This is a genomic window from Micromonospora sp. WMMB235, from assembly GCF_001855515.1.
GTDB classification, from domain to species: domain Bacteria; phylum Actinomycetota; class Actinomycetes; order Mycobacteriales; family Micromonosporaceae; genus Micromonospora; species Micromonospora aurantiaca.
The window spans coordinates 3844908-3868672 of the sequence record NZ_MDRX01000001.1; the positions used below are offsets into that span (position 1 = coordinate 3844908).

Sequence of the window (23765 nt, forward strand, 5' to 3'; positions counted from 1 at the left end):
GGGCCGCCCGGCGTCCGTCCCGTCAGGCCGGCTCCGTCCACGCGGTCTGGATCAGCTGCTGGCCGTCGCGGCGACGGACGAGCGTGCCCCGGCCCGGCGGCTGCGGCGTCGGCCGCAGGTTGCCGAAGACCGCACCCTCCTCCCGGCTGCCGGACATCAGCAGGCCGGGCGAGTCCAGCTCGCGCAGCCGTTGCAGCACCGGCTCGTACAGCGCACGGGCCACACCGCCGACCCGGCGCGTGATGATCAGGTGCAGGCCGATGTCCCGCGCCTGCGGCAGCAGCTCGTGCAGCGCGCTCAGCGGGTTGCTGCCACCGGAGGCGACCAGGTCGTAGTCGTCCACCAGGATGTACAGGTCCGGACCCTTCCACCAGCTCCGGTCACGCAGCTGGGCGGTGGTAACGTCCGGGCCGGGCAGCCGGTTCTGCAACGCGCTGCGGATCGAGCCGAGTCCCTGGCTGAACACCTGGTTCGACGGCGCGTAGTCGAGCAGGTGGTCACCCTCGACCGCGCCCAGCAGACCACGCCGGTAGTCGGCGATGACCAGCCGCGCCTGGGCCGGGGTGTACCGCTCGGCGATCCCCCGGGCGATCAGCCGCAGCAGGTTCGTCTTGCCGCACTCGGCGTCGCCGAACACGGTCAGGTGCGGCTCGCCCGCCAGGTCCAGGTAGACCGGGGCGAGCGCCGACTCGTTGACGCCGATCGGAATGCCCGGGGCGGACCGGTCGACCACCTTCGCCAGCTCGGTGACCGCCAGCTTGCGCGGCAGCAGCCGGACCTTCGGCGCCGGCTGTCCCGGCCAGTTCGCCGCGACGTGACCGGCGAGCGCCACCGACGCCTCGGTCAGGTCCTCGATGTCGCGCTTGCCGTCGATCCGGGAGATCGCGGTCAGGAAGTGCAGCTTGTCCCGGGTCAGACCGCGACCGGGCGCGCCCACCGGCACGTTCTGCGCGGCCCGCCTGTCGATCTCCGACTCCGACGGGTCACCGAGCCGCAGCTCCAGCTTGGTGCCGAGCAGGTCCCGCATGTTGATCCGGATCTCCGCCCAGCGCACCGCCGTGATCACCACGTGGACGCCGAAGCCGAGGCCCCGGTTCGCCAGGTTGGTGATCGTCTGCTCCAGCTCCTCGTACTCCTGGCGCAGCGTGTTCCAGCCGTCCACGACGAGGAAGACGTCACCGAACGGGTCGTCGGCGAACTCACCGGCCGCCCGGCGGCGCCGGTAGCTCGCCACCGAGTCGATGCCGTGCTGGGTGAACCGGTTCTCCCGCTCGTCGATCACGGCGACCACCTCGGCCACCGTCCGCCGGACCGCCTCGACGTCCCGCCGGCCCGCCACACCCGAGGTGTGTGGCAGCCCGTCCAGGCTGCGCAACGCGCCACCGCCGAAGTCGAGGCAGAAGAACTGCACCTCGCGCGGCGTGTGGGTGAGCGCCAGCGAGGCCAGCATCGAGCGCAGCATGGTGCTCTTGCCGCTCAGCGACGCCCCGACGATCACCACGTTGCCGCCGGCCCCGGCCAGGTCGACCATCATCGGGTCGCGGCGCTGCTCGTACGGGCGGTCCACGATGCCGACCGGCACGGCGAGCCGGCCGCGGCCCGGCCAGTCGGCGGTGGTCAGGCCGTACGTCGGGTGCACGCTCAGCTTGGGCAGCAGCTCGGCCAGCCCGGACGGCTCGGCCAGCGGCGGCAGCCACACCTGGTGCGCCGGCTTGCCGCGGCCCTTGAGCTGGTCGATCAGCACGTCCAGCATCGCCACGGCCTTGCCGTCGCCGCTCTGCTCCGGCTCCGGGGCGGCCTCCGCCGGGCTCGGCGCCGCCGGCACCGGCACGTAGTCGATGCCGTACGGGACGATCCGGCGTTGCACCTGCGCCCGGGTGGAGCGCTGCACCTGCCCCGGCGCCCGGTACGGGCCGGACACGTACGCGGCGCGGAACCGCAGCATGGTCGCGGTGTCGGTCTTCAGGTAGCCGTGACCGGGCGCGCTGGGCAGCTCGTACGCGTCCGGCACGCCGAGCACGATCCGGCTCTCCACAGCCGAGAACGTGCGCAGACCGATCCGGTACGACAGGTGCGTGTCCAGGCCGCGCAGCTTGCCCTCCTCCAGCCGCTGCGAGGCGAGCAGCAGGTGCACGCCGAGCGACCGGCCGAGGCGGCCGATCATCACGAACAGGTCGATGAAGTCCGGCTTGGCGGCGAGCAGCTCGGAGAACTCGTCACAGATGATCAGCAGGCTGGGCATCGGCTCCAGCGGCTCACCGGCGGCCCGCGCCTTCTCGTAGTCGTACCGCGAGACGTAGTTGCCCGCCGCCCGCAGCACCTCCTGCCGGCGGTTCATCTCACCGGCCAGCGCGTCCCGCATGCGGTCGACCAGCGGCAGCTCGTCGGAGAGGTTGGTGATCACCGCGCTGGTGTGCGGCAACGCGTCCAGCGACGCGAAGGTGGCGCCGCCCTTGAAGTCGACGAGAACGAAGTTCAGTTCCTCCGACGAGTGCGTCACCGCGAGCGCCGCGACCACCGTCCGCAGCAGCTCGCTCTTGCCGGAACCGGTCGCGCCGATGACCAGGCCGTGCGGGCCCATGCCCTCGTGCGCGGACTCCTTGAAGTCCAGCTCCACCACGTTGCCGTCCGGTCCCAGGCCGAGCGGGATGCGCAGCCGGTCGCGGTGGCTGCGCGGACGCCAGGTCTGCCGGGTGTCCACCGTGGCCGCGTCGCCGACACCGAGCAGGTCGGGCAGCTCCATGCTGCGGGCCAGCGGCTCCTCGGTGCTCGCGCCCTGCTGCTGGGAGAGCCGGAACGGGGCGATCTGCCGGGCCAGCCCCTCGGCCGCGCTCAGGGAGAGCCGGTCCGGGCGGCCGAGCCGCGACGTGGCGGTGCCGCGGACCAGGTCGAGGCCGGTGCCGTCCCCGGCGTCCAGGCAGAGCAGCCAGCGCCCGGCGTCACGCGGGACCGCGCCGGACAGGTCGAACACGGTCGTGCCGAGCAGGCCCGGCCCGGTCAGCGCGCAGGTCGCCGAGACCTCGCCGCCGTCGAGCACCACCACCACGTGCGGCGCGGTGGTCAGCGGCTTCGCCTCGGGCGAGAACCGGGGCCGCCCGCCCAGGTCCTGGGCCAGCGCGGTCTCCGCCTCGTCCAGCGCGGCGAACACCATCCGGCGCGCGCCGGCCGCGTCCGTACGCCCCGGGTGCTGGGCGTGCGGCAGCCACTTCACCCAGTCCCAGGCCGCCTGCCGGTCCGGCGCGGCGACCACGACCACCAGGAGGTCCTCCGGGGCGTGGAACGTGACGAGCTGGCCCAGCGCGGCCCGGGTCAGGTCGAGCACCGGCTCCCGGTCGCCGCGCAGCGCGATCCGGCTGAACGCGCGCAGCGACAGCGCGGTCGGCAGGTCCGGCACGCTGGAGTGGGCCCGGACGAACCGGCGCAGCGCGATCGCGCTCATCGGTTCCAGGTCCTCCACCGGCTTGGTCTCCGGCGGCACGATCTCCACCGCCAGCCGCTGCGGGCCGAGCGCGATCCGTACCTCGCCGAAGTCGTCCTCGGTGATCCGCCGCTCCCAGAGCCGGCGCGAGGCGGCGATCGACCAGAGCGCGTCCGGCTCCGGGTGCCGCCAGGTCATCGCGGCGCGCTGCTGCTCGGCCGCCCGCCGGGTGCGCTTGCGCATCTGCGCGAGGTAGCGCATGTAGTCGCGCCGCTGGGCGTTCAGCTCGGCCTTGTCGTTGCCGCCGTTGCCGAGCGTGCCGATCGCCATGCCCAACATGGACACACCGAACAGGCCACCGGCGACGTACGTCATCATGCCGCCGCCCCGGCCGGCGTAGAGGAACGCCATCGCGCCGACGCCGCAGAGCATCGGCAGGATCATCAGCACCTGACCCATGCCCTTGGCCTGCGGCTCCGGCAGCTCGGGCGGGGACTCCAGCAGCACCTCGCCGCGCGGCAGCGCGGGCCCCGGTTGACGCGGAAGTCGGCGGAACACCACCGTACTCACGGCTCTCCCCTCCCCAGAAGCGGCCCTGATCGTGGTCTGCCACCGCCGGTGAGCGTCGGGTGGGCAACCTGTGCGACCGCCATCGTAGGTAATCTCCCGGTGGCGTCGTGGACCCGTGGGGGCGGTGCCGACGGCCCAGCGGATCGTATGCGAGCACGAGGAGGCCACTGTGGCGACGAAGACGGCGACCGGTGGGCTGAGCCGGATCACCATCGTGGCGCCGCGTACCAGGATGGATCTGGCGCTGCCGTCCGACGTGCCGCTCGCCGACCTGCTGCCCACGCTGCTGCGGTACGCGGGCGAGGACCTGGCCGACGAGGGCGTGCGGCACGGCGGCTGGGCCCTGTCCCGGCTCGGCGGTCAGCCGTTCGACGGCGGCCGGACCGCCGCGCAGCTCGGCGTCCGCGACGGCGAGGTGCTCTACTTCAACCCGCGTGCCGCGACCGCCCCCGAGATCGTCTTCGACGACGTGGTGGACGCGGTCGCCACCTCCACCACCCAGCGGGCGGGCGCCTGGCAGGTCGGCACCACACGGGTGTTCGCGGTCCTGCTGGCCGCCTCGGCGCTCGCCGCGGGCGCGGTGGCGACGCTGCTCACCGGCCCACCGCAGCTACCCGGCGCGGCCGCCGCGTTCGTGGTCGCGGTGGCGCTGCTGGTCGGCGCCGCGGTGCTGTCCCGCGCCGCCGGCGACAGCCGCACCGGCGCGGTGCTGGCCCTGGTCGGGATCGGGTACGCGGGCGCCGGCGGCCTGCTGGTGCTCGCCGGTGAGCGGACGCTCGGCGAGCTGGCCGGTCCGCACGTCCTGCTCGCCGGCACCGCTGTGGTGGTCTTCGGCGCGATCGCCGCGCTCGCCGTCGGCGACCGCCTGCCGCTCTTCCTCGGCGCGGTGGGCGTGGGCGCGGCGGTCGGCCTCGGCGCGGTGCTCAGCCTGGCCTTCGACATCGGCGCGGCGGCGGCTGCGGCGGTGGTGTCGACAGTCGCGTTCGGCGCGCTGCCCGCCCTGCCGATGCTCGCCTACCGCCTGGCCCGGCTGCCGGTGCCGTCCATCCCCACCGGCCCGGACGACCTCAAGACCGACACCGAGTCGGTGGACGGGCCGTCGGTGCTGCGCAACAGCGAGCGCGCCGACGCGTTCCTCACCGGTCTGCTCTGGACCGTCTCGCTGCTGGTGCTCGGCGGCGAGGTGGTGCTGGCCGAGAACGGCCGGCTCCCGGCGGTCCTGCTCTGCCTGGTGCTGGCGCTGCTGTCGCTGCTGCGGGCGCGCCCGTTCCTCAGCCGCGCCCAACGCACGCCGGTGCTGCTGTCCGGCACCGTCGGCCTGGGGCTGGTCGCCGCCGCCACGTTCGCCGCCGGCTCGCTGGCGGTACGCCTCGGGCTGATCCTGGGCGGCCTGGCCGTGCTGGCCGTGATCAGCCTGGTCTACGGCCTGACCGTGGCCGGCAAGCGGATCTCCCCGGTCTGGGGCCGGACCCTGGACATCGTCGAGATCCTGCTCATCATCGCGCTGGTGCCGCTGGCCGTCTGGGTCTGCGGCGCGTACGGCTGGATCGTCAACCTTCGACCGTGACGGTCCCCATCGCGGTGCCGACCGGCGCGGTGGCGTAGACGCCGGGGCCGTGCTGGCCGTCCAGCGGGCGGGCCGGCACGCCCGCGCGCCGCGCCATCTCGCGGACCGCCTTCACCAGCGCCTCGGCGTGCCCGTCCATGGCTGCCACCCGCAGCAGCGGCGGCACCCGCCGGCCGCCCGGGAGCACCACGGCGGCGACCGTGTGCGAGGGCGCGGAGGTGGCGGTGACCGCGTCGACCAGCGCGCCGAGTGAGCCGTTGGGGCGTACCCGCAGGGCCAGGCAGCGCTGCGTCCAGCCGCCCCCGCGCAGGCTGGTCCACGTCTCCACCGGGGACTCCGGTGCCAGGTCGAGCCCGGCCCCGGACACCACCGCCGCGTGCAGCTCGTTCCGGTCGAGCACCCGGTGACCGAGGCCGGCGGCGTTGAGCGCCTTGCCGAGCCGGCCCACCCCGGCCGCCACCGTGCGGTGCACGCCGCGCAGGCCGCCGCCCCGGCTCACCGCCTCGGCCCGCGCGTCGGACACCGACAGGCGCAGCGCCACCCACACGGTCCGGTACGCGGACGGCGGCGCGCCGGGCGCCGGGTACCAGACCAGGGTGTGCGAGACGACCTGGGTCTGGGTGACCGGGCCGGAGAAGTCGGCGAGCACCGCGAGCACGCGGTCCACCACCGCCGCCTCGATCGAGCCGGCGGGCGCGCCGGGCCGGCCGGTCAGCGCCAGCGCGGCGAACCAGCCCCGGTCGTCCTGCCCGATGCCGAGCCGGGTGCCGCGCTCGGTCAGCTCCACCACTGTCAGCTCCGGGGCGAGCGCGGCCAGTCTCGGGTCACCACCGGGCGCCGCGCCCCGGGCGCGGTCGCGGCGCCGGCGCAGCCGGCGGCGGAGCATCAGGTCCTCGTACCACCAGCGGCCGCCCCGGCGCGCGAACGCCGCGGCCACCGCCAGCAGCGCCAGGACGGCGACCACCGCGAGCAGCCACGCCGGGCCGGCGGTGGCGAACCAGACCGCGAGCGCCGCGCACTCCACCACCACGAGCTGCCCGACCACGACCGGGCCGAGGCGTCCCCGGCGGCGCTTGTCGGCCGGGGTGACCGGCCGGTCCGGCGGTACGGCGGGAGTGGTGGCGGTACGACCGGGTGGCGCCTGGAGCTGCGTCATCGGTGTGCGTCCCTTCTGGACATCCTGGGCATCCGCCGGGCGGGTGCGGTCGTTCGGTCGGCGGACGGGGTCCGGCGCACCCCCGACGGCCCCTTATCGTAGGGAAGCCCGCGGCGCTGTTCGGACCTGTCGCCGCGGACCCACCCCCGCCGGAGGTTAGTCATGCGGACCCGCCGCGATCAGGTGCAGGCGTACCGCTTCGTCACCCGCCGCATCGTCTCGGCGCTGCTCTCCGGTGATCCGGAGACAAACGATCTGCCGATGCGCCGCCTCGGCATGGCGGTGTTCGGCAGCGTCATCGCGGCCGCAGTGGTGCTCGGCGGCGTGGGCGCGTACGGCCAGCTCACCAGCAACTCCGCGCCGCTGGAGCCGAACACGCTGGTGATCGAGCGGGAGACCGGCGCGACGTACTACTTCGGCGAGGACAAGGTGCTGCGCCCGACGCTCAACTACGCCTCGGCGCGGCTGATCGTCAACGACGCCGCGGCGCAGCCGCGCACCATGTCCCAGGCGTCGATCAAGGACCGCCCACGCGGGCGGCTGGTCGGCATCGTCGGCGCCCCGGACGACCTGCCGGATCGCAAGTCGCTGGTCGGGCTCCCCTGGTCGGTGTGCGACGTGCCGGACCCGAACGACCCGCAGCGCTCCACCACCCACCTGGTGATCGACCGCGCGCTGCCCGGCGGCACGGCGCTCACCGACCGGGCCGTGGTGGTGCGGACCGGCGACGCGCGTTACCTGCTCACCGATGGTTCCCGGCTGCGGGTGGCCGGTGACGAGCAGGCGCTGGTGGCGTTGAAGATGGCCGGCGCGACGAACCTGACCGTCGGGCAGCAACTGCTGAACGCGGTGCCGGCCGGGCCGGTGCTGCGCAAGCCGGCGATCGCCGGGGACGGCGGCGCGAGCGGGCTCACAGTGGCCGACCGGCCGGCCCGGATCGGCCAGGTCTACCAGGCCGCCGGCCAGTACTACGTGCTCACCCGGCAGGGCCTGGCGACAGTCCGCGAGGTCACCGCGCTGCTGCTGCTCGGCGGGGGTGGCGAGGTGACGCAGATCACGCCGGATGAGGCGGGCCGGCTCCTCACCGACCAGCGGCTGGACGCGGACGGCCTGCCGGCCCGGCTGCCGACGCTGCACGAGGTCCGTCCGGGACGGACGGTGCTCTGCGCCACCTACCGGCCCGGCCCGGCCGGTCAGCCGCCGACCACCACGCTGGAGGTCTTCGACTCCCCGCCGGCCGAGCTGACCTCGGCGACCGCGATGCCCGCGCGGCAGGGCGCCCGGGACGCGGTACGCACCGCCGAAAGCGTGCTGCTGCCCGGCGGCAAGGGCGTGCTGGTGCAGGCCACGGCCGGGGAGAGCGGCAAGGCGGCGGCCGGTTCGACTGTCTACCTGATCACCGCGCAGGGCATCCGCTATCCGCTCGGCACCGCCGGGGGCGACGCGAAGAGCGCGCTCGGGTACGGCGACGTGACGCCGCTCGCCGTACCCGCCTCGCTGCTGGCGCTGGTGCCGACCGGACCGACGCTGTCCCGCGAGGATGCGATGACCTACTTCGATGCGTCGACGCCTCCGGGGGCCACCGCGACACCGTCGGCCGGTGGCGCGGAGGCGCAGGTCCAGGGCGGTTGACAGGCCCTGCGGCGATCCGAAGTGGAGGATCTCCGTCACGGGTCGCCCGGGTTGGCTCGCTTCGACTAACCTGAGTACGGCGAACGGTTATCGACGATGACTACGGGGATGCAGCCATGACGGGGCGCACGACAGTAGACGTACTGTCCTTGGAGGACTTTCACCAGCGGCTCGAGCGGCGTCTGCACGAGGCGGAGTCGGTGTTGCGCAAGCTCAACACCCAGATGCAGTGCCGCCCGCCGGCCCTCGGCACGTTCACCGACGCGACCGACAACGCACGTCGCTACTCCGAGACCCACCAGAGCTACGTCAACCACGTCGACCGGCTGCGCCGTGCGATCCTGGCCGCCCGCGAGGCGACCCACAAGATCATGACGAACTACAAGACCGCCGAGGCCCGCAACGCCGCCGCCGCGGCCGACATCGCCGCCGCCCTCTCCGGGCTGAACGAGGCGATGAAGCAGCCGAAGGAGGACCCGCGTGTCTGAGTACACCCGGCGCTACGAGCACGTCAGTCACGAGGAGCTCTACCAGGGCGTCAACGCCGGCGATCCGAAGCAGATCGAGGCGCTCAGCGCCCAGTGGACCTCCCTCAAGGGCACGCTCGACGATCTCGGCCGCGACCTGACCGCCGACCTGGAGGCGCTGGCGAAAACCTGGACCGGCGACGCCGCGCGGGAGTTCCACCGCCGGCTGGACATGGTCGTCCGCTACTCCGGCAACCTCGCCGAGGGCATGACGGGTATCCGACAGGGCCTCGACATGATGTCCAGCGAGCTGCGGGCCGCGCAGTCCAAGGCGGAGAGCCCGGAGAAGACCGACGACAACGACAAGCTGCTCTCCGGCGCCGGCAAGGGCTTCCTGATCGGCGGCGCACCCGGCGCGGTGATCGGCGGGATCGTCGGCCACCAGCAGGACAAGGCCGAGCAGGAGAAGGCGCACCAGCGGATGGTGCAGGTCGTGGCCAAGCTCGCCGAGGGCTACGACTTCTCGGCGTACGGCCGGATCGTCGTACCGGACCCGCCGGAGACCGAGCTGCCCGGCCACACCGGCAACGGTGACCCGACCCTGCAGAACGGGCCGTCGGTGAAGACGCCGTCGTCCGGCCCGAGCCTGGGCAGCTTCGGCCCGGGCGCCAACGCCACCGCCACCACGTCGGGCGTGCACCACACGGCCCCGACCGGCGGCACGCCGGGCGAGGGCACACCGGGTGCGGGCACTCCGGGCGGCCAGCCGGGCGCGGGCGCTCCGGGTTCGGTGCCGACCGGCGGCACCGTCGACCCGACTGGCACCTCGCTGGCCGGCGCCGCGCCGCTGACCAGCACCGCGGGCGGTCCGACGATCGGCGGCGGCCCGGGCTTCGGTCCCGGCGGCGCCGGACCGACGACGATGAGCGCCGGCGGACCGGGTGGCGGGCTCTACGGCGCCCCCGGTGTGCTGAGCACCGGCTCGCTCGCGGGCACCGGCGCCAACTCGGCGTCCTCGGCCCGCTTCGGCGGCATGTCCGGCGCGGAGAACCGCTCGGCGGCCGGCACGGGCCGGCTCACCTCCGGCCGTGGCCTCGTGGTCGACGCCGGGAGCAAGTCCGCCGAGCGCACCGGCGGCGCCACCGGGCGGCCCGCAATGGCCGGCCGCAGCGGCGTGCTGGGTGGGCGCGGCGGCCACGGCGACGACGAGTCCGACGGCCGGCTGACCTGGCTCACCGAGGACGAGATGGTCTGGGGCGACGGAGACGCCGCTCCGCCGCCGGTGCTCGGCGGCAACTGACCCGGCATCCACTGGACGGCGCGGCACCTCGGCAGGGGCGCCGCGCCGTCGCACGTCCGGCCCGCGTGGGTCTCCGTCCACACCGACCCGTGGGGTGGCTCACGTAAACCGCAAGATCCTTGAGCTGCGGGATCGTCCGTCGACCGATAGGTTGAATAGGTGCTGCCCGTAGCGTTCGCCCCGTCCACCTGGACGGCGACGCTGCGCCGGATCGCCCGCACGGCTGTGGCCGGCCTGGTGCTGATCGCCGGCCTCCAGGGCATCACCGCCGCACCCGCCCACGCCGCCGCGGCCTCGCACGCCACAGTCGCCTCGCACGCCGTCGCCTCGCACGTCGCGGCGATCGAGCACGTCGCGACGCGGCAGGCGGTCACGGCCGGCGCCGCGGAACTCACGGCGGCCGACGCCACGACCGCCGCCCTGCGGACCACCGGCCCCGGCACCCGCCCGGCCGGCACCGAAGGCCTTTCCGCCGACTCCGCCGGGCGCGTTCCCGGCGTCGAGGTCGTCGCCGCCGCCGACCCAGGCCGGGCGCACATCGCCCGTCGCGGTCCGCCGCGCGCCTGACCGGGCAACCCTTCCGGTACGCCCCGGCGCGGTCCCACGGGCCGCACGCCTCGCGCCCTGCCGCGCGTCCCGTCGCGTCCGAGTCACGACGCGCACCCGCCCGGATGTCCGGGCCACAACCGTCGATCGTCCTACGTTCCACCCACGAGGTGCTGGTAATGCAGACCGTCTTCTCCTCCGTCCTGCCCGACATGCCCGCGGCCGCCGTGATCTGGCTGGTCCTGCTCGCCGTGGCCGCGACAGTGGTCGCCGCGCTGATCGTCCGCCCGTCCCGGTTCCGTTCGGAACTGGTCGACCGGATCAGTGACGCCGCCCGCCCGAGCAGCATCGAACGCGCCGAGCGCGCCCGCGTACGGGACCAGGAGCGGATCCGCTACGCCGACGAGGTGGCAGTGGCCGCCTCCCGTGCGACGGCGACCGCCGAGCGGAGCCGCGCCGAGTGGCTGACCGCCCAGGAGGAGGCCGAGGCTGCCTGGCAGGCGTACCAGGCGGCCGAGGAGGACGTCCGGCGCCTGACCGCCGCCGCGGCGCTGCCGCTGCCCCGGACCGCCCGGACCCCGGCCGAGTACGCGGACCGGGAGCGCTGGCTGCACCGGGCCGCGATGGACGCCCAGTGGCGCGACGAGATCACGGTGCGGCAGCTCAGCGACATCCTCGGCGGCAACGGCTGGGATCCGAGCCGGCACCCGGTGGAGCAGGAACTGCTGCTGCGCCGGCTCGTCCGGGACAACATGGCGGCACGGCACCGGGCCGCCGCGCAGCGGGAGCAGGCCGCCTGGCAGACCGCCGAGCTGGCCGCGGCGGCGGCGCAGAGCCTGCGCGACGAGGCGTTCGCGGCGCTGCACCCGGTCGCCGAGCCGCAGACGGAACTCTCCATCGTCGGGTTCGCCGGGCCCGAGGCCACCCGGGAACTGCCGACCGGAACGGCGAGCCCCGAGGTCACCCGCGAGCTGCCGCCCGTGGCTCGCGGCCGGGCGGCCGTCGCGGCCTGAAAGCCCGTCACCGGCAGCGGCCCGACAGGCCGTCGCCCGGTGCGGGCGCCGAAGGCGAGCGCCCCCGCGGCGGGGACGACCGCCGCGCGTGGCGGGCTCGGCTCGGCTAGCGTGGTGGCGTGTCCCGTGAAGCCTGGGTGCTGGTCGTCCTCGCCGCCGTCCTCGCGGCGGCCATGCTGGCCGGGGCGGTGCTGCTCGCCATCCGGGTGGTCCGCACCCGCCGCATGCTCGGCGCGCTCGGCGCCGGCGGCAAGGTCGCGTTCTACGGCGCGCTGATCTACACGATCCTGCCGGTGGACCTGCTTCCCGACCCGATCTACCTGGACGACATGGGCGTGCTGGCCGGCGCACTGTTCTACCTGGGCCGGCTGGTCGCCAAGCACCGCGCCGAGCAGCGGGCCGCCGGGGAGTCCCCGGTGGCGACGTTGCCGCCCGGCGCGGCGCCCCGCCGCTGAGACGTCACCGCACGGAACGAGGAGACGACATGGCGGCACGGCATCGGTTGGATCCGAGCGACGAACGGGTGGCCCGCTTCTTCGCGGATCGGCACCTCGCCACGCTCACCACACCGCGTGCCGACGGCACCCCGCACGTCGTACCCGTGGGGGTGACCTTCGACCCCGCGGCCGGGCTGGCCCGGGTGATCACCTCAGCCGGGTCGGCCAAGGCCCGGCACGTCGCGGCGGGCGGGCCGGACGGCGTCCCGGTCGCGGTGTGCCAGGTCGACGGCCGCTGGTGGCTGACCGTGGAGGGCCGGGCGGTGCTGCGCCGCGACCCGGAGTCGGTGGCCGAGGCCGAGCGCCGGTACGCCGAGCGCTATCGCACGCCGCGTCCGAATCCGGAGCGGGTGGTCATCGAGATCGCGGTGACGGGGCTGCTGGGAAGCCTGCCCGACTGAGGCGTCTGTCCGGTTCCGCGGTGGCCCCGGTCACGCCCGGAAATGGGCTGCCGCGGCAGGGCGGTTGAACTCTCCGTACGCCGAGCGCCACTCCTGGTGCCGCGTCTCCCGCACGGAGCCGTCGACCCCCGAATGGAGCCTCGACCATGAACCCGATCATCCGTAAGTGTGTGCTGTCCGTCGCCGGTCTGGCCGCGGCCGGTGGTGCCGTCGCCGGTCCGGCCGCCGCCGCCCACGCCGCCCCGGTCAAGGGCAAGGGTGACCGCGCCGCCGACTACGAGTACCAGGCACAGCCGAACTTCTTCTACTGCGGTCCCGCCTCGACCCGGATCGCGCTGTCGGCCGAGGGCAAGGACGTGAGCCAGGACGAGCTGGCCGCCAAGCTCGGTACCACCGAGAACGGCACCGACTCGGCCATCGACATCACCCGGGTCCTGAACGAGTACACAGGTGGCAAGTACCGGACCACCGAGATCCGCGACGACGTGGCCACCCGGGAGCAGGTGGACCGCCTGCGCACGGACATCCGTACCGCTGTGGACGACGACCGGCCCGTGGTGGCGAACATCCTGGGCGGCGCCCGGGACGTCGACGGGGTGGAGCACAGCTACCCCGGCCACTACGTGACAGTCGTGCGGTACGAGGGCGACGGCGACCGGGTGCTGATCGCGGACCCGGCCCGGCCGGACGTGCCGACGTACTGGATGGACGTGACCGAGCTGGCCAACTGGATCGCCGGCCGCGGTTACAGCTCCTGACGGACGGGCCGGTCTCCCCTGTGGAGGCCGGCCCGACACGACGGCGGCCACGCTCCCCACAGGGGGGTGGCCGCCGTCGTGTCCGAAGCGGGTGTACGTCAGCGACCGGTGTCGCCTTCGCCGGTGCGCTGCTGCGCCATGTCGACGCCCTTGTCGATCTGGTTGTCGTACTTGCCGCCGGTGCGCTTGTCCGCAGCGTCACCCGCCTTCTCGATGCCCTGGTCGACCTGCTTGTCGTGCTTGTCCGCGAAGTCCTTGGCCTTGTCCATGAAGTCGCTCATGTCGGATCTCCCTTCGATACGTTGAATGCCTTCCCTAAGGCCGGGGGTACAAACGCCGGGTGGGCGGTTGCGGCCCTGGTGTCGGATCGGCTCGCGTCGGGTACCAACGGCCTCGATCGAGGAGGGCGACGTGGACGACGACGCTGGTATACCCGGGCGGGCACCGACCGCCGGACCGCGGCAGACCTGGGCCGGACTGCCCTGGCCGGTACGGACGGCGGTCACCTGGAGCGCCTGCCTGCTGGTGGTGACGGCCGGGCTGTGGCTGCTGGGGCAGATCGCCGTGCTGCTCGCGCCGCTTGCGGTGGCGCTGGCCGGCACGCTCTTCCTCGCCGCGCTGCTCGACCCGGTCCTGGTACGCCTGCGCCGGCTGCGGGTGCCGGCCGGGGTCGCCGCGCTGCTGAGCATCCTGCTGCTGCTCGGCATCCTGGGCGGTGCCGGCGTCCTGGTCTGGAACCTCACGGCGAGCCAGTTCGGCGAGCTGAGCCAGCAGCTCGACGAGGGGTTGCAGCGCACCCGGGACTTCGTCACGTCCAGCCTGCCGGTCACCGACCAGCAGCTCGACCGGCTCGTGGAGCAGATCCGGCAGGGCCTGAGCAGCGGTGCGCCCGACCCGGTCGCCGGGGCACGCAAGGTCGCCGAGGTCGCGGGCGCGGTGCTGCTCGCCCTGGTGCTGCTGTTCTTCCTGCTCAAGGACGGCCGCTCGATGTGGCGCTGGGTGCTGCGCCGGCTGACCGGCCCGCGCCGGGAGCTGACCGCCGAGGCGGGACGGGCCGGCTGGCGGACGCTCGGCGCGTACAGCCGGGGCACGATGATCATCGCGGCCATCGACGCCATCGGCATCGGGCTGGCCCTGGTCGTGTTGCGTGTCCCGCTGGCCCTGCCGCTAGCCCTGATCACGTTCCTCGGCGGGTTCGTACCGATCATCGGCGCCACGGTGGCCGGTGCGGTGGCGGTACTCGTCGCGCTCGCCGCGAACGGCCCCACCACCGCGCTGCTGACGCTGGCCGCGGTGATCGCCGTGCAGCAGATCGAGGGCAACCTGCTGGAACCACTGGTCATGCGGCGGCAGGTGCAGCTGCACCCGGCGGTCATCCTGGTGGTGGTCACCGCCGGCACGCTCGTGGCCGGGGTCGCCGGGGCGTTCGTGTCGGTGCCGATCGCGGCGGTGCTGTGGCGGGTGCTGGACACCGTGCAGCGGCACCGCGCCGCCGAGCGGAACGGCACCGGCGTTCCCGCACCGACCGCCGACCCGGGCCGCGCCGCCGAGGCAGCGGGCTGATTCCGCCGCCGGTCAGGCGGGGTGCGGCTGGCGCAGGTGCGTGGTGAACCACGTACCTGCCTGGTCGGCCACCTGCTCCAGCGTGCCGGGCTCCTCGAACAGGTGCGTGGCACCGGGCACGATCCGCAGCTCGGCCACCTCGCCCAGCGCGTCCCGGGCCTGCTCGTTGAGCACGATCACCTGCTCGTCCAGGCCGCCGACGAGCAGCAGCGTCGGTGCGCGTACCGCAGTCAGTGAGCTGCCGGCCAGATCGGGCCGGCCGCCGCGGGAGACCACAGCGCCCACCCGGTCCGGCCGGGCCGCGGCGGCGACCAGCGCGGCGGCGGCGCCGGTGCTGGCGCCGAACAGCCCGATCGGGAGCCTCCCCAGTTCCGGGTCGGAGCCCATCCAGTCGACGATCCCGGCGAGGCGCTCGGCCAGCATGCCGATGTCGAAGCGCAGCTCGGCGGTGATCTCGTCCCGGGCCTCCTCGTCGGCGGCCAGCAGGTCGACGAGCATCGTGCCGAGCCCGCGCTCGTTGAGTGCACGCCCGACGGCCATGTTGCGCGGGCTGTGCCGCGAGCTGCCGCTCCCGTGCGCGAACAGCACCACCCCACCGGCTCCCGCCGGCACCACCACGTCCCCGACGAGTCCGCCGTCCACCACAGGCACCGAAACCTCACGCATTCCCCTCACCGCCCCTCCCGCTCTCTCCCCCTCCCCTCACGCATACCCCCCACCCCGACGATCATGAAGTTGACGGCCCAGAAAGCGCTCCCCCACCCCGCCAACTTCATGATCAATCCCACCGGGGAAGGCCCCGGGGCAGATCTTGGTACGAAACGGCCCCTGGAGGGGCCATTCCGTACCAAGATCCACAAGGGCAGCACCCCAACCCCGCACCCCGCCCCGGACAGGGTTGATCATGAAGTTGGCGGCAGATTCCGAGATCGAAAACGCCGCCAACTTCATGATCGACGGGGACAGCGGGGAAGCCCGGGGGACAGCGGGGGGTAAGCGCACGCGGGCGGGGTTGCGTTGACGTCGGCGGCAAGGTTTAGCGTCAACCTGGCAGTGAGGGACGGGGGCGGCGGATGCGGATCGGGGAGCTGGCGCAGCGGGCCGGTACGAGCACCCGCACCCTGCGCTACTACGAGGCCCACGGGCTGGTCCGGCCGAACCGGTCCGCCAACGGGTACCGGGTCTACGACGAGGCGGAACTACGTGTCGTCCGTGAGATCCGCTCCCTGCTGGCGATCGGCTTCGGCCTGGACGACATCCGCCCGTTCGTCGCCTGCCTGCGCGCCGGAAACGACTCCGGTGACGTCTGCCCCGATTCGGTGGCGGTGCTGCGGCGCAAGCTCGCCGAGGTGGACGACTACCTCGACCGGCTGGGTGACGTCCGCCGCCGGCTGCACGACCAGCTCGCCCACGCGATCGCCCAACGGGAGGAAACATGCCTCAGGACACGGGGACCGGCCGGCTGAACCCGGTCACCGACGACACCTTCGCGGCCACAGTGCTGGCCGCCGACCGGCCGGTGGTGGTGGACTTCTGGGCCGAGTGGTGCCCGCCGTGCCGGGTGGTGTCGAAGCACCTGGCCGAGCTGGCCGAGGAGTTCGGCCACGCGCTGCGCTTCGTCACTCTCAACACCGACGAGAACCCGGCCACCGCACGCGCCCACCGGATCATGTCCGCGCCGACCATGCTGGTGTTCCGGGGCGGTGAGGTGGTCGGCTCGATCGTCGGCTCCCGCCCCAAGGACCACCTGCGGCGCAGCTTCGCCCAGCACGTGGACGGCTGAGCCCTCGCCTGGACGGCTGAGCCCTCGCCTGGACGGTTGAGCCGCCGCCGGGCGGGAACGCGCCGGGTGACCACGGACCCCGACCGATCGCGAGGATCGTCATGGCGAAACAGGACAGGTCCCGGGAACAGGAACTCACCGACCAGGAACGCCGTAAGCAGGAGCTGAAGGACTCGCCGGACTGGGCCGACCGCGCCTCGACGGCGCGCACGTCCGACGATCCGCGGGCCACGGCGCCGCGCGACGCCGGCGGGCGTCCGTCCAACGGCCGCCAGTTCTGAGGTACGCGTACCGAGCGGTCCCGCCCTTCGTGGCGGGGCCGCTCACTCCATGCGTTCGGGCAGGTGCATCAGCGGCGCGCGGCCCTGCGGCTGCTCCGGTTGCGGCCCCCTCGGGTGTGTCGGCGGCACCGCCACGGTGACCGGCTGCGCGGAGGTGACCTGCAGCGGCTCGCCGTGGTGCCGCAGCTCCACTACGGTGTCCGGGCCGCCGTTGCGCAGCGAGTACGTCGTCTGGTGCGGCCGGACGTCGACCCGCAGCCGCATCCCGTGCCACTGGAGCGAGAACTCCAGGCGGCTGAGGCGGCTGGAGAGCCGGGGCGCGAAGGAGAGCATCCCGTCGTGGTCCCGCAGCCCGCCGAACCCGGCGACGAGCGCGATCCAGGCACCTGCGAGTGATGCCATGTGCACGCCGTCGCGGGTGTTCTCGTTGAGGTCGTGCAGGTCCATCAGCGCGGCCTCGCGCAGGTAACGGTGGGCCAGTTCGAGGTAGCCGACCTCGGCCGCCAGCACCGCCTGGGTGCAGGCGCTCAGCGACGAGTCGCGTACGGTGCGCCGCTCGTAGTAGACGAAGTTGCGCAGTTTCTCTGCGGCGCTGAACGCGTCGCCCCGCCAGTGCATGGCGAGCACCAGGTCGGCCTGCTTGACGACCTGCTTGCGATAGAGGTCGAAGTACGGGTAGTGCAGCAGCAGCGGGTACTTCTCCGGCGGCGTGTGCTCGAAGTCCCACTCCTGGAAGCGGGTGAACCCCTCCACCTGCTCGTGCACCTCGGTCTCCGCGTCGTACGGGACGTGCATGTCGTTCGCGGCGTCCCGCCAGGCGGCTGCCTCCTCCTCGGTGACGCCGAGGTCGAGCGCCTGGTCCCGGTAGCGCATCGCGCAGTCCGCGGCGGTACGCAGGTTCCGCTGAGCCATCAGGTTGGTGTAGACGTTGTCGTTCTTCACCGCCGTGTACTCGTCCGGGCCGGTCACGCCGTCGATGTGGAACCGTCCGGCGCGGTCGTGGTGGCCGAGCGAACGCCACAGCCGGGCGGTCTCGATCAGCAGTTCCAGCCCGATCTCCCGTTCCAGCGCCTCGTCGCCGGTGACCAGCACGTAGCGGCGCAGCGCGTCGGCGACGTCGGCGGCGATGTGGAACGCGGCGGTCCCGGCGGGCCAGTACGCCGACGACTCCGGCCCTTCGATGGTGCGCCACGGGAAGGCGGCGCCTTCGAGGTTCAGCGTGCGGGCGCGTTCCTGGGCCTGCGCCAGCGTGTCGTACCGCCACTGCAACGCGTCGCGCACCGCGCCGGGCTGCGTGTACGTGAGCACCGGCAGCACGAACATCTCGGTGTCCCAGAACGCGTGGCCGTCGTACCCCGGGCCGGTGAGGCCCTTGGCCGAGATCGGCCGTCGTTCCGCGCGGGCGCCGGCCTGGAGGACGTGGAAGAGGCCGAACCGGACGGCCTGCTGCACCTCGGGGTCGCCTTCGACGCGCACGTCGGCGGCGTCCCAGAACGCGTCCAGGTATTCGCGCTGGGCCCGGCGCAGCCCGTCCCAGCCGTCGAGCCGGGCCGCTGCCAGCGCCGCGCCGACCTGGTCGCGCAGGGCCGGGAGGGACCGGCGGCTGGACCAGCCGTACGTGAGGTACTTGACCACCCGCAGCGTCTGGCCGGGCTTGAGCACGCAGCCGATGGTGGTGCGGACCCAGTCCTCGTACCCCTCGCTCTCGATCGTGGTGCGTTCGGGCCCGTCCACGTCGTGGCCCATCGCGGCGGCGACCCGCAGGCCGCTGACCTTGGTGCGGTGGATGAGCTGGCCGCCGTCGTCGGTGGTCAGCTCCTCCTCGGCCTGCAACGGCGACTCCAGGACGGCGGCGACCCGCGGGTCGCGGCTCTGCGGCGGCAGCGACTCGTTGGCGACCAGCTCGGACTGGAGGATCAGCCGCAGCGGCCCGTCGACCGGCTCGACCTCGTAGTGGATGGCCGCCACCGAGCGCTGGGTGAACGACACGAGCCGGGTGGTGCGGACCTTGACCTCGCGGCCGGCCGGGGAGCGCCAGTGCAGTTCCCGCTGGAGCGTACCGGCACGCATGTCGAGGACCCGCTCGTGGGCGAGCAGTTCGCCGTAGCGCACGTCGAGCGGCTCGTCGTCCACGAGCAGCCGGATCAGCTTGCCGTTCGTGACGTTGACGATGGTCTGCCCGGATTCGGGGAAACCGAAGCCCGCCTCGGCGTACGGCAGCGGGCGCAGCTCGTAGAACGAGTTCAGGTAGGTGCCGGGCAGCCCGTGCGGCTCGCCCTCGTCGAGGTTGCCACGCAGCCCGATGTGCCCGTTGGACAGCGCGAACACCGACTCGGACTGGGCCAGCACGTCCATGTCGAGCTGCATCTCCCGGACGTGCCAGGGCTCGACCGGGTACGCCCGTTCCCGGATCACGCGGCCGGCTCCGGGGCGAGCAGGTCGGCGAGGTCGGTGACCACCACGTCGGCGCCGTGCGCCAGCAGTTCGTCGGCCTGGCCGACCCGGTCGACGCCCACCACGTACCCGAATCCGCCGGCCCGTCCGGCGGCGACGCCGGCGAGGGCGTCCTCGAAGACGGCGGCCTGCGACGTTTCGACGCCGAGCAGCCGCGCGCCTTCCAGGAACGTGTCCGGGTGCGGTTTGCCGCGTAGCCCGTTCGCGCGGGCGACCACGCCGTCCACCCGGGCCTCCAGCCAGCGGTCCAGTCCGGCGGCGTGCACCACGGCGGCGCAGTTGGCGCTGGCCGAGACGACAGCGCGGCGCAGTCCGGCCGTGGTGGCCGCCTCCAGGTAGCGCACCGAGCCCTCGTACACCTCGACGCCGTCGTGCTCGATCCGCTGGAGCAGGACGACATTCTTGCGGTTGCCGAGGCCGTTGACGGTGTCCGCCTCGGGCGGGTCGTCCGGCGATCCCTCGGGCAGCGTGATGCCGCGCGAGGCCAGGAATGTGCGCACCCCGTCGGCGCGCGGTCTGCCGTCCACGTAACGGTTGTAGTCCGGTCCGCTGTCGAACGGGTGGAACGGCTCGCCGGTTTCGGCCGACCGGCGTCGCAGGTACGCGTCGAACGTCTCCGCCCAGGCGGCGTTGTGCACCTTGGCGGTCTGCGTCAGCACACCGTCCAGATCGAAGAGACAAGCGTTCACGTGCGCGGGGAGGCCCAGCATCGCTTGAATCTATCCAGCCCTCGCCCCGGGCAAACCCCGTTCGGGGCTCAGCGGTTCGGGCGGAGCGTCCAGATCACTGTGAGCGAGGAGGTGAGCGTGCCGTCCTCGGTGTGGACCTCCACCTCGACCGGGAACTCCGGCCGCCGCCCGGCGTCCAGCTCCGCAAGCACCTCGGCGGGTACGCCGCCGAGCCGCGCGGTCGCCAGCACCGGCCCCACCGCCACCTTGCGGTAGCGGATGGTCGCGGTCACGGCCAGGGGTACGGCCCGGTCGAGCGCCTGCCCGAACGCGGCCAGAACAACCGCGCCCGAGGCGGTCTCCCCCAGCGTGAACATGGCCCCGGCGTGCGGGCCGCCCACGTGGTTGTGGTGCGCCGGGTCGTCGGGGAGCCGGACCACGGCCCGGACCCCGCCCTCGGCCTCGGGCGCCACCTCGACGAACTCGATTCCGAGCGTGCGGGCGAACGGCACGGCGTCGAGGAGACCGGCCGCCACCTGGCGAGAGTCGATGCTCATGCCCGAACGCTACTCGCCAGTAACAACACCGGCAAGGCCGATCCCTGGTCAGCCCGCGCTCAGGTCGGTACGGCGGACGATCCACCAGACGACGAGGAGTGCCAGCGCGGTCAGGCCCAGATAGCCGCCGGCGACGATCAGGTGGAACTCGGGGATCCGGCTGCCCGGCTGGTACTGGAGGTGCTGCTGCAGGTTGTGCTCGACGAAGCAGGCGAGCGTCCGGCCGGTGCCGTTGTCGGGTGGGCAGAGGCGTTGCAGCTCGACCCCGGTGAGCTCACGCCCGGAGGCGTCGAACGCGCCGGACGGCCCGTCGATCCCGTAGTCGATCATGCCGCCCTTGACGACCAGGGCGTTGTCGCGCAGCACACCCACGCCCGGCCCGCCGATGACGCGGTGCGCGGTCAGCGGCTCCATCAGCGTGGGGTAGCGCCACCGGACGAGATAGGTCAGGCCGACGAAGCCGACGATCACGCCGAACACGGCCGGGAGCGTGCGCTTGATCGCGGCGCCGAGCGCGACACCGACCGCGAACCAGCAGAGGCTGATCACCGCCGGAAGCATCGCGGTGTTGAGGAACGGCCCGTACTCGAACAGGCTCACCGGTGCGACCCGGGCCTGGAGTCGCTCCAGGTGGTCGCTGACACCGGCGACGGCCGAGGTCACCGCCGCCACGAACAGGCCGAGCAGGGCCAGCCGGGTCCAGAGCCACCGCTGCGGGGAGACGTCCTGGCTCCAGGCCAGCAGCAGGGTGCGCTGCTCGTGTTCCCTGGTCAGCACCGGGACGCCGACGAACACACCGATCAGCAGCGGCATCCACTGCACCACCTGCGACAGCACGGCCAGCGTCAGGACCAGGCCGGATGAGCCACCGAGCCGCCGGCCCTGCGGCGACTCCTCCGCGCAGAACGTCTCGTGACACTGGTGCCACAGGCTCGTCAGCTCCACCGACAGGTAGGTCATCCAGCCCACCAGGACCGCGGCCAGGACCAGCGTGCCGATCACCGTCCAGCGGTGCTGACGCCAGGTCAGCCAGAGCAGACCGCGTACGCCCCCGGCGTACCCGGGGTCGCTCCGGCGGTTCATGGGTGCGGACAGCTGGCCGACCGGGCTCATGCGGCTGCCTCCCGCTCGTGCGGCGCGGCGGCCGACGCTCTGAGGTGGGTCAGGATCAGCTCGTCCAGGGTGATGGGCTGGGCGGTCCAGCCGGGTGCCACGACGGCGTGGGCCGCCGGTGTCGCCGGCCGCCGGAGGACGAAGGTGGACTGGCGGCCGGTGTGCTGGGCCTGGACGACCGTGCCCGGCCCGGGTGGCTGGTCGGCGCGGGGCCCGGTCAGCCGGACGTGGCTGTCGAGGAGTTCCTCGACGTCGCCGGCGAGGACGGGCCGACCGGCGTCGAGCAGCAGCAGGTGGTCACCGACGCCGCTCAGCTCGGCGACGATGTGGGTCGACAGCATGACAGTCATGTCGTCGTCGGCGACCTCCGCCAGCAGCTCGCCTGTCACCTCGACGCGGGCCAGCGGATCCAGGTTCGCGAGGGGTTCGTCCAGCAGCAGCACCGCCGGGCGGGAGCCGAGCGCGACCGCCAGCGCGACCTGCGCCCGCTGCCCGCCGGACAGCTTGCCGCAGCGGCGGTCCAGCGGGACGGCGAAGCGGTCGAGCCATGACAGCGCCCGCCGCTGGTCCCACACGCGGTTGGTCGAGCGGCCGAAGCGGAGCATGTCCGACACGGTGAAGTCGCGGTAGAGCGGCTTGTCCTGGGCCAGGATCGCCACCCGGCTGCCACCGTCGGCGGACCCGCCCCGCACCACCTGCCGGCCGTGCACCGACACCGTGCCGCCGGTGGCCGCCAGGGTGCCGGCGATGATGCTCAGCAGCGTCGACTTGCCCGCGCCGTTCGCGCCGACCAGCGCGACGACCCGGTTGGCGGGCAGCGCGAACGAGCACTCCCGGAGCGCCCACACGGCGCCGTAGCGCCGGCTCAGGTCACGCGCCTCGACGGCGACCGGCTCGCCGCTCACGCCGCGCCCTCCGCGTTGTCTCTCCTCGCGGGTGCCGCGTTCGCCGCGATCACCGAGGCGAGCAGCGCCTGGACGTCCTCGTCCTCCAGACCGGCCTCCCGGGCCTGGCCGAGCCACCGGGCCAGGCTGCCGCGCAGGCGGGCCATGACGTGGGGATCGGCGTGCCCGAGCGTCCCGCTGACGAACGTGCCCGCGCCCTGCCTCGCCTCCACCAGGCCGGACAGCTCCAGCTCCCGGTAGGCCTTGAGCACAGTGGTCGGGTTGACGGTGCACGCGGTCACCACGCTGCGCACGGTGGGGAGCTGGTCCCCGGGCCGCAGCGTCCCGATCCGCAGCGCCTCACGGACCTGCCGCACGAGCTGGGCGTACGCGGGGACGCTGCTGGACCGGTCGACATGAAAGTTGATCACCCTGGTGACCCTCCGTCGGATTGTTATGGTTAAGTAGAACACCAGTTAAGCGACATGGCAACGACCGGACGGCGTTTCGGAGGCTGCCGACTCCGGGTAGCGAGTGGCCATGAACCGCGATCTCGCGCGCGGGCTGACGGTGGCGTGGGCGCTGCCGGAGTTCCGCGACGGGCTGCGTCACCTCGTCGACCTCGACGAGGTGACGGTGCTGCTGGCCGCGCTGTCCCTTCCGGACCGCGACCGCGAGGTCGAGCGCAGCGCCCTGGGCCTGCTGCGGTCCGGGCTCGACAGCACCGAGGTCCGGGAGGCGGTGTTGCTGCTGCTGGAGCGGGACACCGTACGCCGGCCGCTCGTCGCCGCGGCGGTGGAGCCGCTCGCCGACCGGCCCGGCCTGGTCACCGCCGTCACGTCCGCGACCGAGGACCCCGGGGTACGCCACGAGGTACGGGCGATGCTGGACAGCGCCGGCGTACGCGAGCTGATCTGGCGGGCGGTCGACGATCAGGTTGGCGACAACCGGTTCGGGCTGATCCGCCGGGCGGCGGTGCTGTTCGTCAGGCACCCGAGCGCACGGCGCCTGGGGTGGGCGCTCCGCCGGCACGGCGTGCTCCGCGAACTGCGCCACAGGGCGTGACACCTGATCTGCGGTTGCCCGGTCGTGTCACCTCCGAGATCTTCGGGCCCTACTGTCCCGGCTCCTGCTGAG

The 23765-nt window shown here is 73.6% G+C and carries 24 protein-coding genes; 14 read left to right on the forward strand and 10 right to left on the reverse strand.

Features of this window, described 5'->3' with window-relative positions:
- Nucleotides 1–22: 22 nt before the first annotated feature.
- Nucleotides 23–3988 (reverse strand): type VII secretion protein EccC, encoded by a 3966-nt coding sequence (locus tag BFV98_RS16535; protein WP_013283767.1) that lies wholly within the window; start codon nucleotides 3986–3988, stop codon nucleotides 23–25.
- A 169-nt stretch (nucleotides 3989–4157) separates the two neighbouring features.
- Between BFV98_RS16535 and eccD the strand changes: the two genes are divergently transcribed.
- Nucleotides 4158–5555, forward strand: a complete 1398-nt coding sequence (eccD, locus tag BFV98_RS16540; protein ID WP_013283766.1) for a type VII secretion integral membrane protein EccD — start codon at nucleotides 4158–4160, stop codon at nucleotides 5553–5555.
- Here the strand turns inward: eccD and BFV98_RS16545 are convergent.
- Nucleotides 5539–6711 carry a type VII secretion protein EccE gene (locus BFV98_RS16545; RefSeq protein WP_013283765.1) on the reverse strand — a complete coding sequence of 391 codons (1173 nt, stop codon included), beginning with the start codon at nucleotides 6709–6711 and terminating at the stop codon, nucleotides 5539–5541. The genes eccD and BFV98_RS16545 overlap by 17 nt on opposite strands.
- A 162-nt stretch (nucleotides 6712–6873) precedes the next feature.
- On the opposite strand from BFV98_RS16545, the gene eccB reads away from it, so the two are divergent.
- From eccB to BFV98_RS16585, 8 genes are all read left to right on the forward strand, one after another.
- Complete coding sequence (eccB, locus tag BFV98_RS16550) at nucleotides 6874–8343, forward strand: type VII secretion protein EccB (RefSeq protein ID WP_071096995.1); 1470 nt, start codon at nucleotides 6874–6876, stop codon at nucleotides 8341–8343.
- Nucleotides 8344–8492: 149 nt separating this feature from the next.
- Nucleotides 8493–8831, forward strand: coding sequence for a hypothetical protein (locus BFV98_RS16555; RefSeq protein WP_230651192.1), 339 nt, complete (start codon nucleotides 8493–8495; stop codon nucleotides 8829–8831).
- Complete coding sequence (locus BFV98_RS16560; RefSeq protein ID WP_013283762.1) at nucleotides 8824–10110, forward strand: WXG100 family type VII secretion target; 1287 nt, start codon at nucleotides 8824–8826, stop codon at nucleotides 10108–10110. Before BFV98_RS16555 ends, BFV98_RS16560 begins: the two co-directional genes overlap by 8 nt.
- Before the next feature lie 159 nt (nucleotides 10111–10269).
- A complete protein-coding gene (locus tag BFV98_RS16565; protein ID WP_013283761.1) occupies nucleotides 10270–10677 on the forward strand; it encodes a hypothetical protein in 408 nt (135 codons plus the stop codon).
- Nucleotides 10678–10835: 158 nt separating this feature from the next.
- Nucleotides 10836–11669, forward strand: a complete 834-nt coding sequence (locus BFV98_RS16570; RefSeq protein ID WP_013283760.1) for a hypothetical protein — start codon at nucleotides 10836–10838, stop codon at nucleotides 11667–11669.
- A gap of 119 nt (nucleotides 11670–11788) precedes the next feature.
- Nucleotides 11789–12124, forward strand: a complete 336-nt coding sequence (locus BFV98_RS16575; protein ID WP_013283759.1) for a YkvA family protein — start codon at nucleotides 11789–11791, stop codon at nucleotides 12122–12124.
- Between the two features lie 29 nt (nucleotides 12125–12153).
- Nucleotides 12154–12567 carry a pyridoxamine 5'-phosphate oxidase family protein gene (locus tag BFV98_RS16580; RefSeq protein WP_013283758.1) on the forward strand — a complete coding sequence of 138 codons (414 nt, stop codon included), beginning with the start codon at nucleotides 12154–12156 and terminating at the stop codon, nucleotides 12565–12567.
- Nucleotides 12568–12713: 146 nt separating this feature from the next.
- Nucleotides 12714–13325 carry a C39 family peptidase gene (locus BFV98_RS16585; protein WP_013283757.1) on the forward strand — a complete coding sequence of 204 codons (612 nt, stop codon included), beginning with the start codon at nucleotides 12714–12716 and terminating at the stop codon, nucleotides 13323–13325.
- 98 nt (nucleotides 13326–13423) lie between these two features.
- Here BFV98_RS16585 and BFV98_RS16590 read toward each other — a convergent pair whose 3' ends face one another.
- The gene (locus BFV98_RS16590; protein ID WP_013283756.1) at nucleotides 13424–13606 is read right to left on the reverse strand and encodes an antitoxin; all 183 of its coding nucleotides are present in this window, start codon (nucleotides 13604–13606) and stop codon (nucleotides 13424–13426) included.
- A gap of 130 nt (nucleotides 13607–13736) precedes the next feature.
- Here BFV98_RS16590 and BFV98_RS16595 point away from each other — a divergent pair, with 130 nt between their 5' ends.
- The gene (locus BFV98_RS16595) at nucleotides 13737–14888 is read left to right on the forward strand and encodes an AI-2E family transporter (protein WP_071096997.1); all 1152 of its coding nucleotides are present in this window, start codon (nucleotides 13737–13739) and stop codon (nucleotides 14886–14888) included.
- A gap of 12 nt (nucleotides 14889–14900) precedes the next feature.
- On the opposite strand, the gene BFV98_RS16600 is transcribed toward BFV98_RS16595, so the two are convergent.
- Nucleotides 14901–15554 (reverse strand): dienelactone hydrolase family protein, encoded by a 654-nt coding sequence (locus tag BFV98_RS16600; protein ID WP_030272895.1) that lies wholly within the window; start codon nucleotides 15552–15554, stop codon nucleotides 14901–14903.
- Nucleotides 15555–15961: 407 nt separating this feature from the next.
- Here BFV98_RS16600 and BFV98_RS16605 point away from each other — a divergent pair, with 407 nt between their 5' ends.
- From BFV98_RS16605 to BFV98_RS16615, 3 genes are all read left to right on the forward strand, one after another.
- Nucleotides 15962–16354, forward strand: coding sequence for a MerR family transcriptional regulator (locus BFV98_RS16605; RefSeq protein WP_013283752.1), 393 nt, complete (start codon nucleotides 15962–15964; stop codon nucleotides 16352–16354).
- Nucleotides 16324–16671 (forward strand): thioredoxin, encoded by a 348-nt coding sequence (gene trxA / locus BFV98_RS16610; protein WP_071096999.1) that lies wholly within the window; start codon nucleotides 16324–16326, stop codon nucleotides 16669–16671. Before BFV98_RS16605 ends, trxA begins: the two co-directional genes overlap by 31 nt.
- A 101-nt stretch (nucleotides 16672–16772) precedes the next feature.
- Nucleotides 16773–16952 (forward strand): hypothetical protein, encoded by a 180-nt coding sequence (locus tag BFV98_RS16615; protein WP_071097001.1) that lies wholly within the window; start codon nucleotides 16773–16775, stop codon nucleotides 16950–16952.
- A 42-nt stretch (nucleotides 16953–16994) separates the two neighbouring features.
- Here the strand turns inward: BFV98_RS16615 and BFV98_RS16620 are convergent, their stop codons facing one another.
- Genes BFV98_RS16620 through BFV98_RS16645 form a run of 6 tightly spaced genes read right to left on the reverse strand, consistent with a single transcriptional unit; the run spans nucleotide 16995 to nucleotide 23059 of the window.
- Nucleotides 16995–19367, reverse strand: a complete 2373-nt coding sequence (locus BFV98_RS16620; RefSeq protein ID WP_013473772.1) for a glycoside hydrolase family 65 protein — start codon at nucleotides 19365–19367, stop codon at nucleotides 16995–16997.
- Nucleotides 19364–20116 (reverse strand): beta-phosphoglucomutase family hydrolase, encoded by a 753-nt coding sequence (locus tag BFV98_RS16625; RefSeq protein ID WP_071097003.1) that lies wholly within the window; start codon nucleotides 20114–20116, stop codon nucleotides 19364–19366. Before BFV98_RS16625 ends, BFV98_RS16620 begins: the two co-directional genes overlap by 4 nt.
- A gap of 47 nt (nucleotides 20117–20163) precedes the next feature.
- Nucleotides 20164–20631 carry a DUF4442 domain-containing protein gene (locus BFV98_RS16630; RefSeq protein WP_013283747.1) on the reverse strand — a complete coding sequence of 156 codons (468 nt, stop codon included), beginning with the start codon at nucleotides 20629–20631 and terminating at the stop codon, nucleotides 20164–20166.
- Nucleotides 20632–20679: 48 nt separating this feature from the next.
- Nucleotides 20680–21744 (reverse strand): ABC transporter permease, encoded by a 1065-nt coding sequence (locus BFV98_RS16635; protein WP_071097004.1) that lies wholly within the window; start codon nucleotides 21742–21744, stop codon nucleotides 20680–20682.
- Nucleotides 21741–22649: an ABC transporter ATP-binding protein gene (locus BFV98_RS16640; RefSeq protein WP_013283745.1), complete on the reverse strand. Its 909-nt coding sequence runs from the start codon at nucleotides 22647–22649 to the stop codon at nucleotides 21741–21743. Before BFV98_RS16640 ends, BFV98_RS16635 begins: the two co-directional genes overlap by 4 nt.
- Entirely contained in the window at nucleotides 22646–23059 is a 414-nt protein-coding gene (locus BFV98_RS16645; RefSeq protein ID WP_013283744.1) for a GntR family transcriptional regulator, read from the reverse strand. The genes BFV98_RS16640 and BFV98_RS16645 overlap by 4 nt, the downstream gene beginning before the upstream one ends.
- Nucleotides 23060–23168: 109 nt before the next feature.
- Here BFV98_RS16645 and BFV98_RS16650 point away from each other — a divergent pair, with 109 nt between their 5' ends.
- Nucleotides 23169–23693: a hypothetical protein gene (locus BFV98_RS16650; RefSeq protein WP_030272899.1), complete on the forward strand. Its 525-nt coding sequence runs from the start codon at nucleotides 23169–23171 to the stop codon at nucleotides 23691–23693.
- Nucleotides 23694–23765 lie beyond the last annotated feature (72 nt).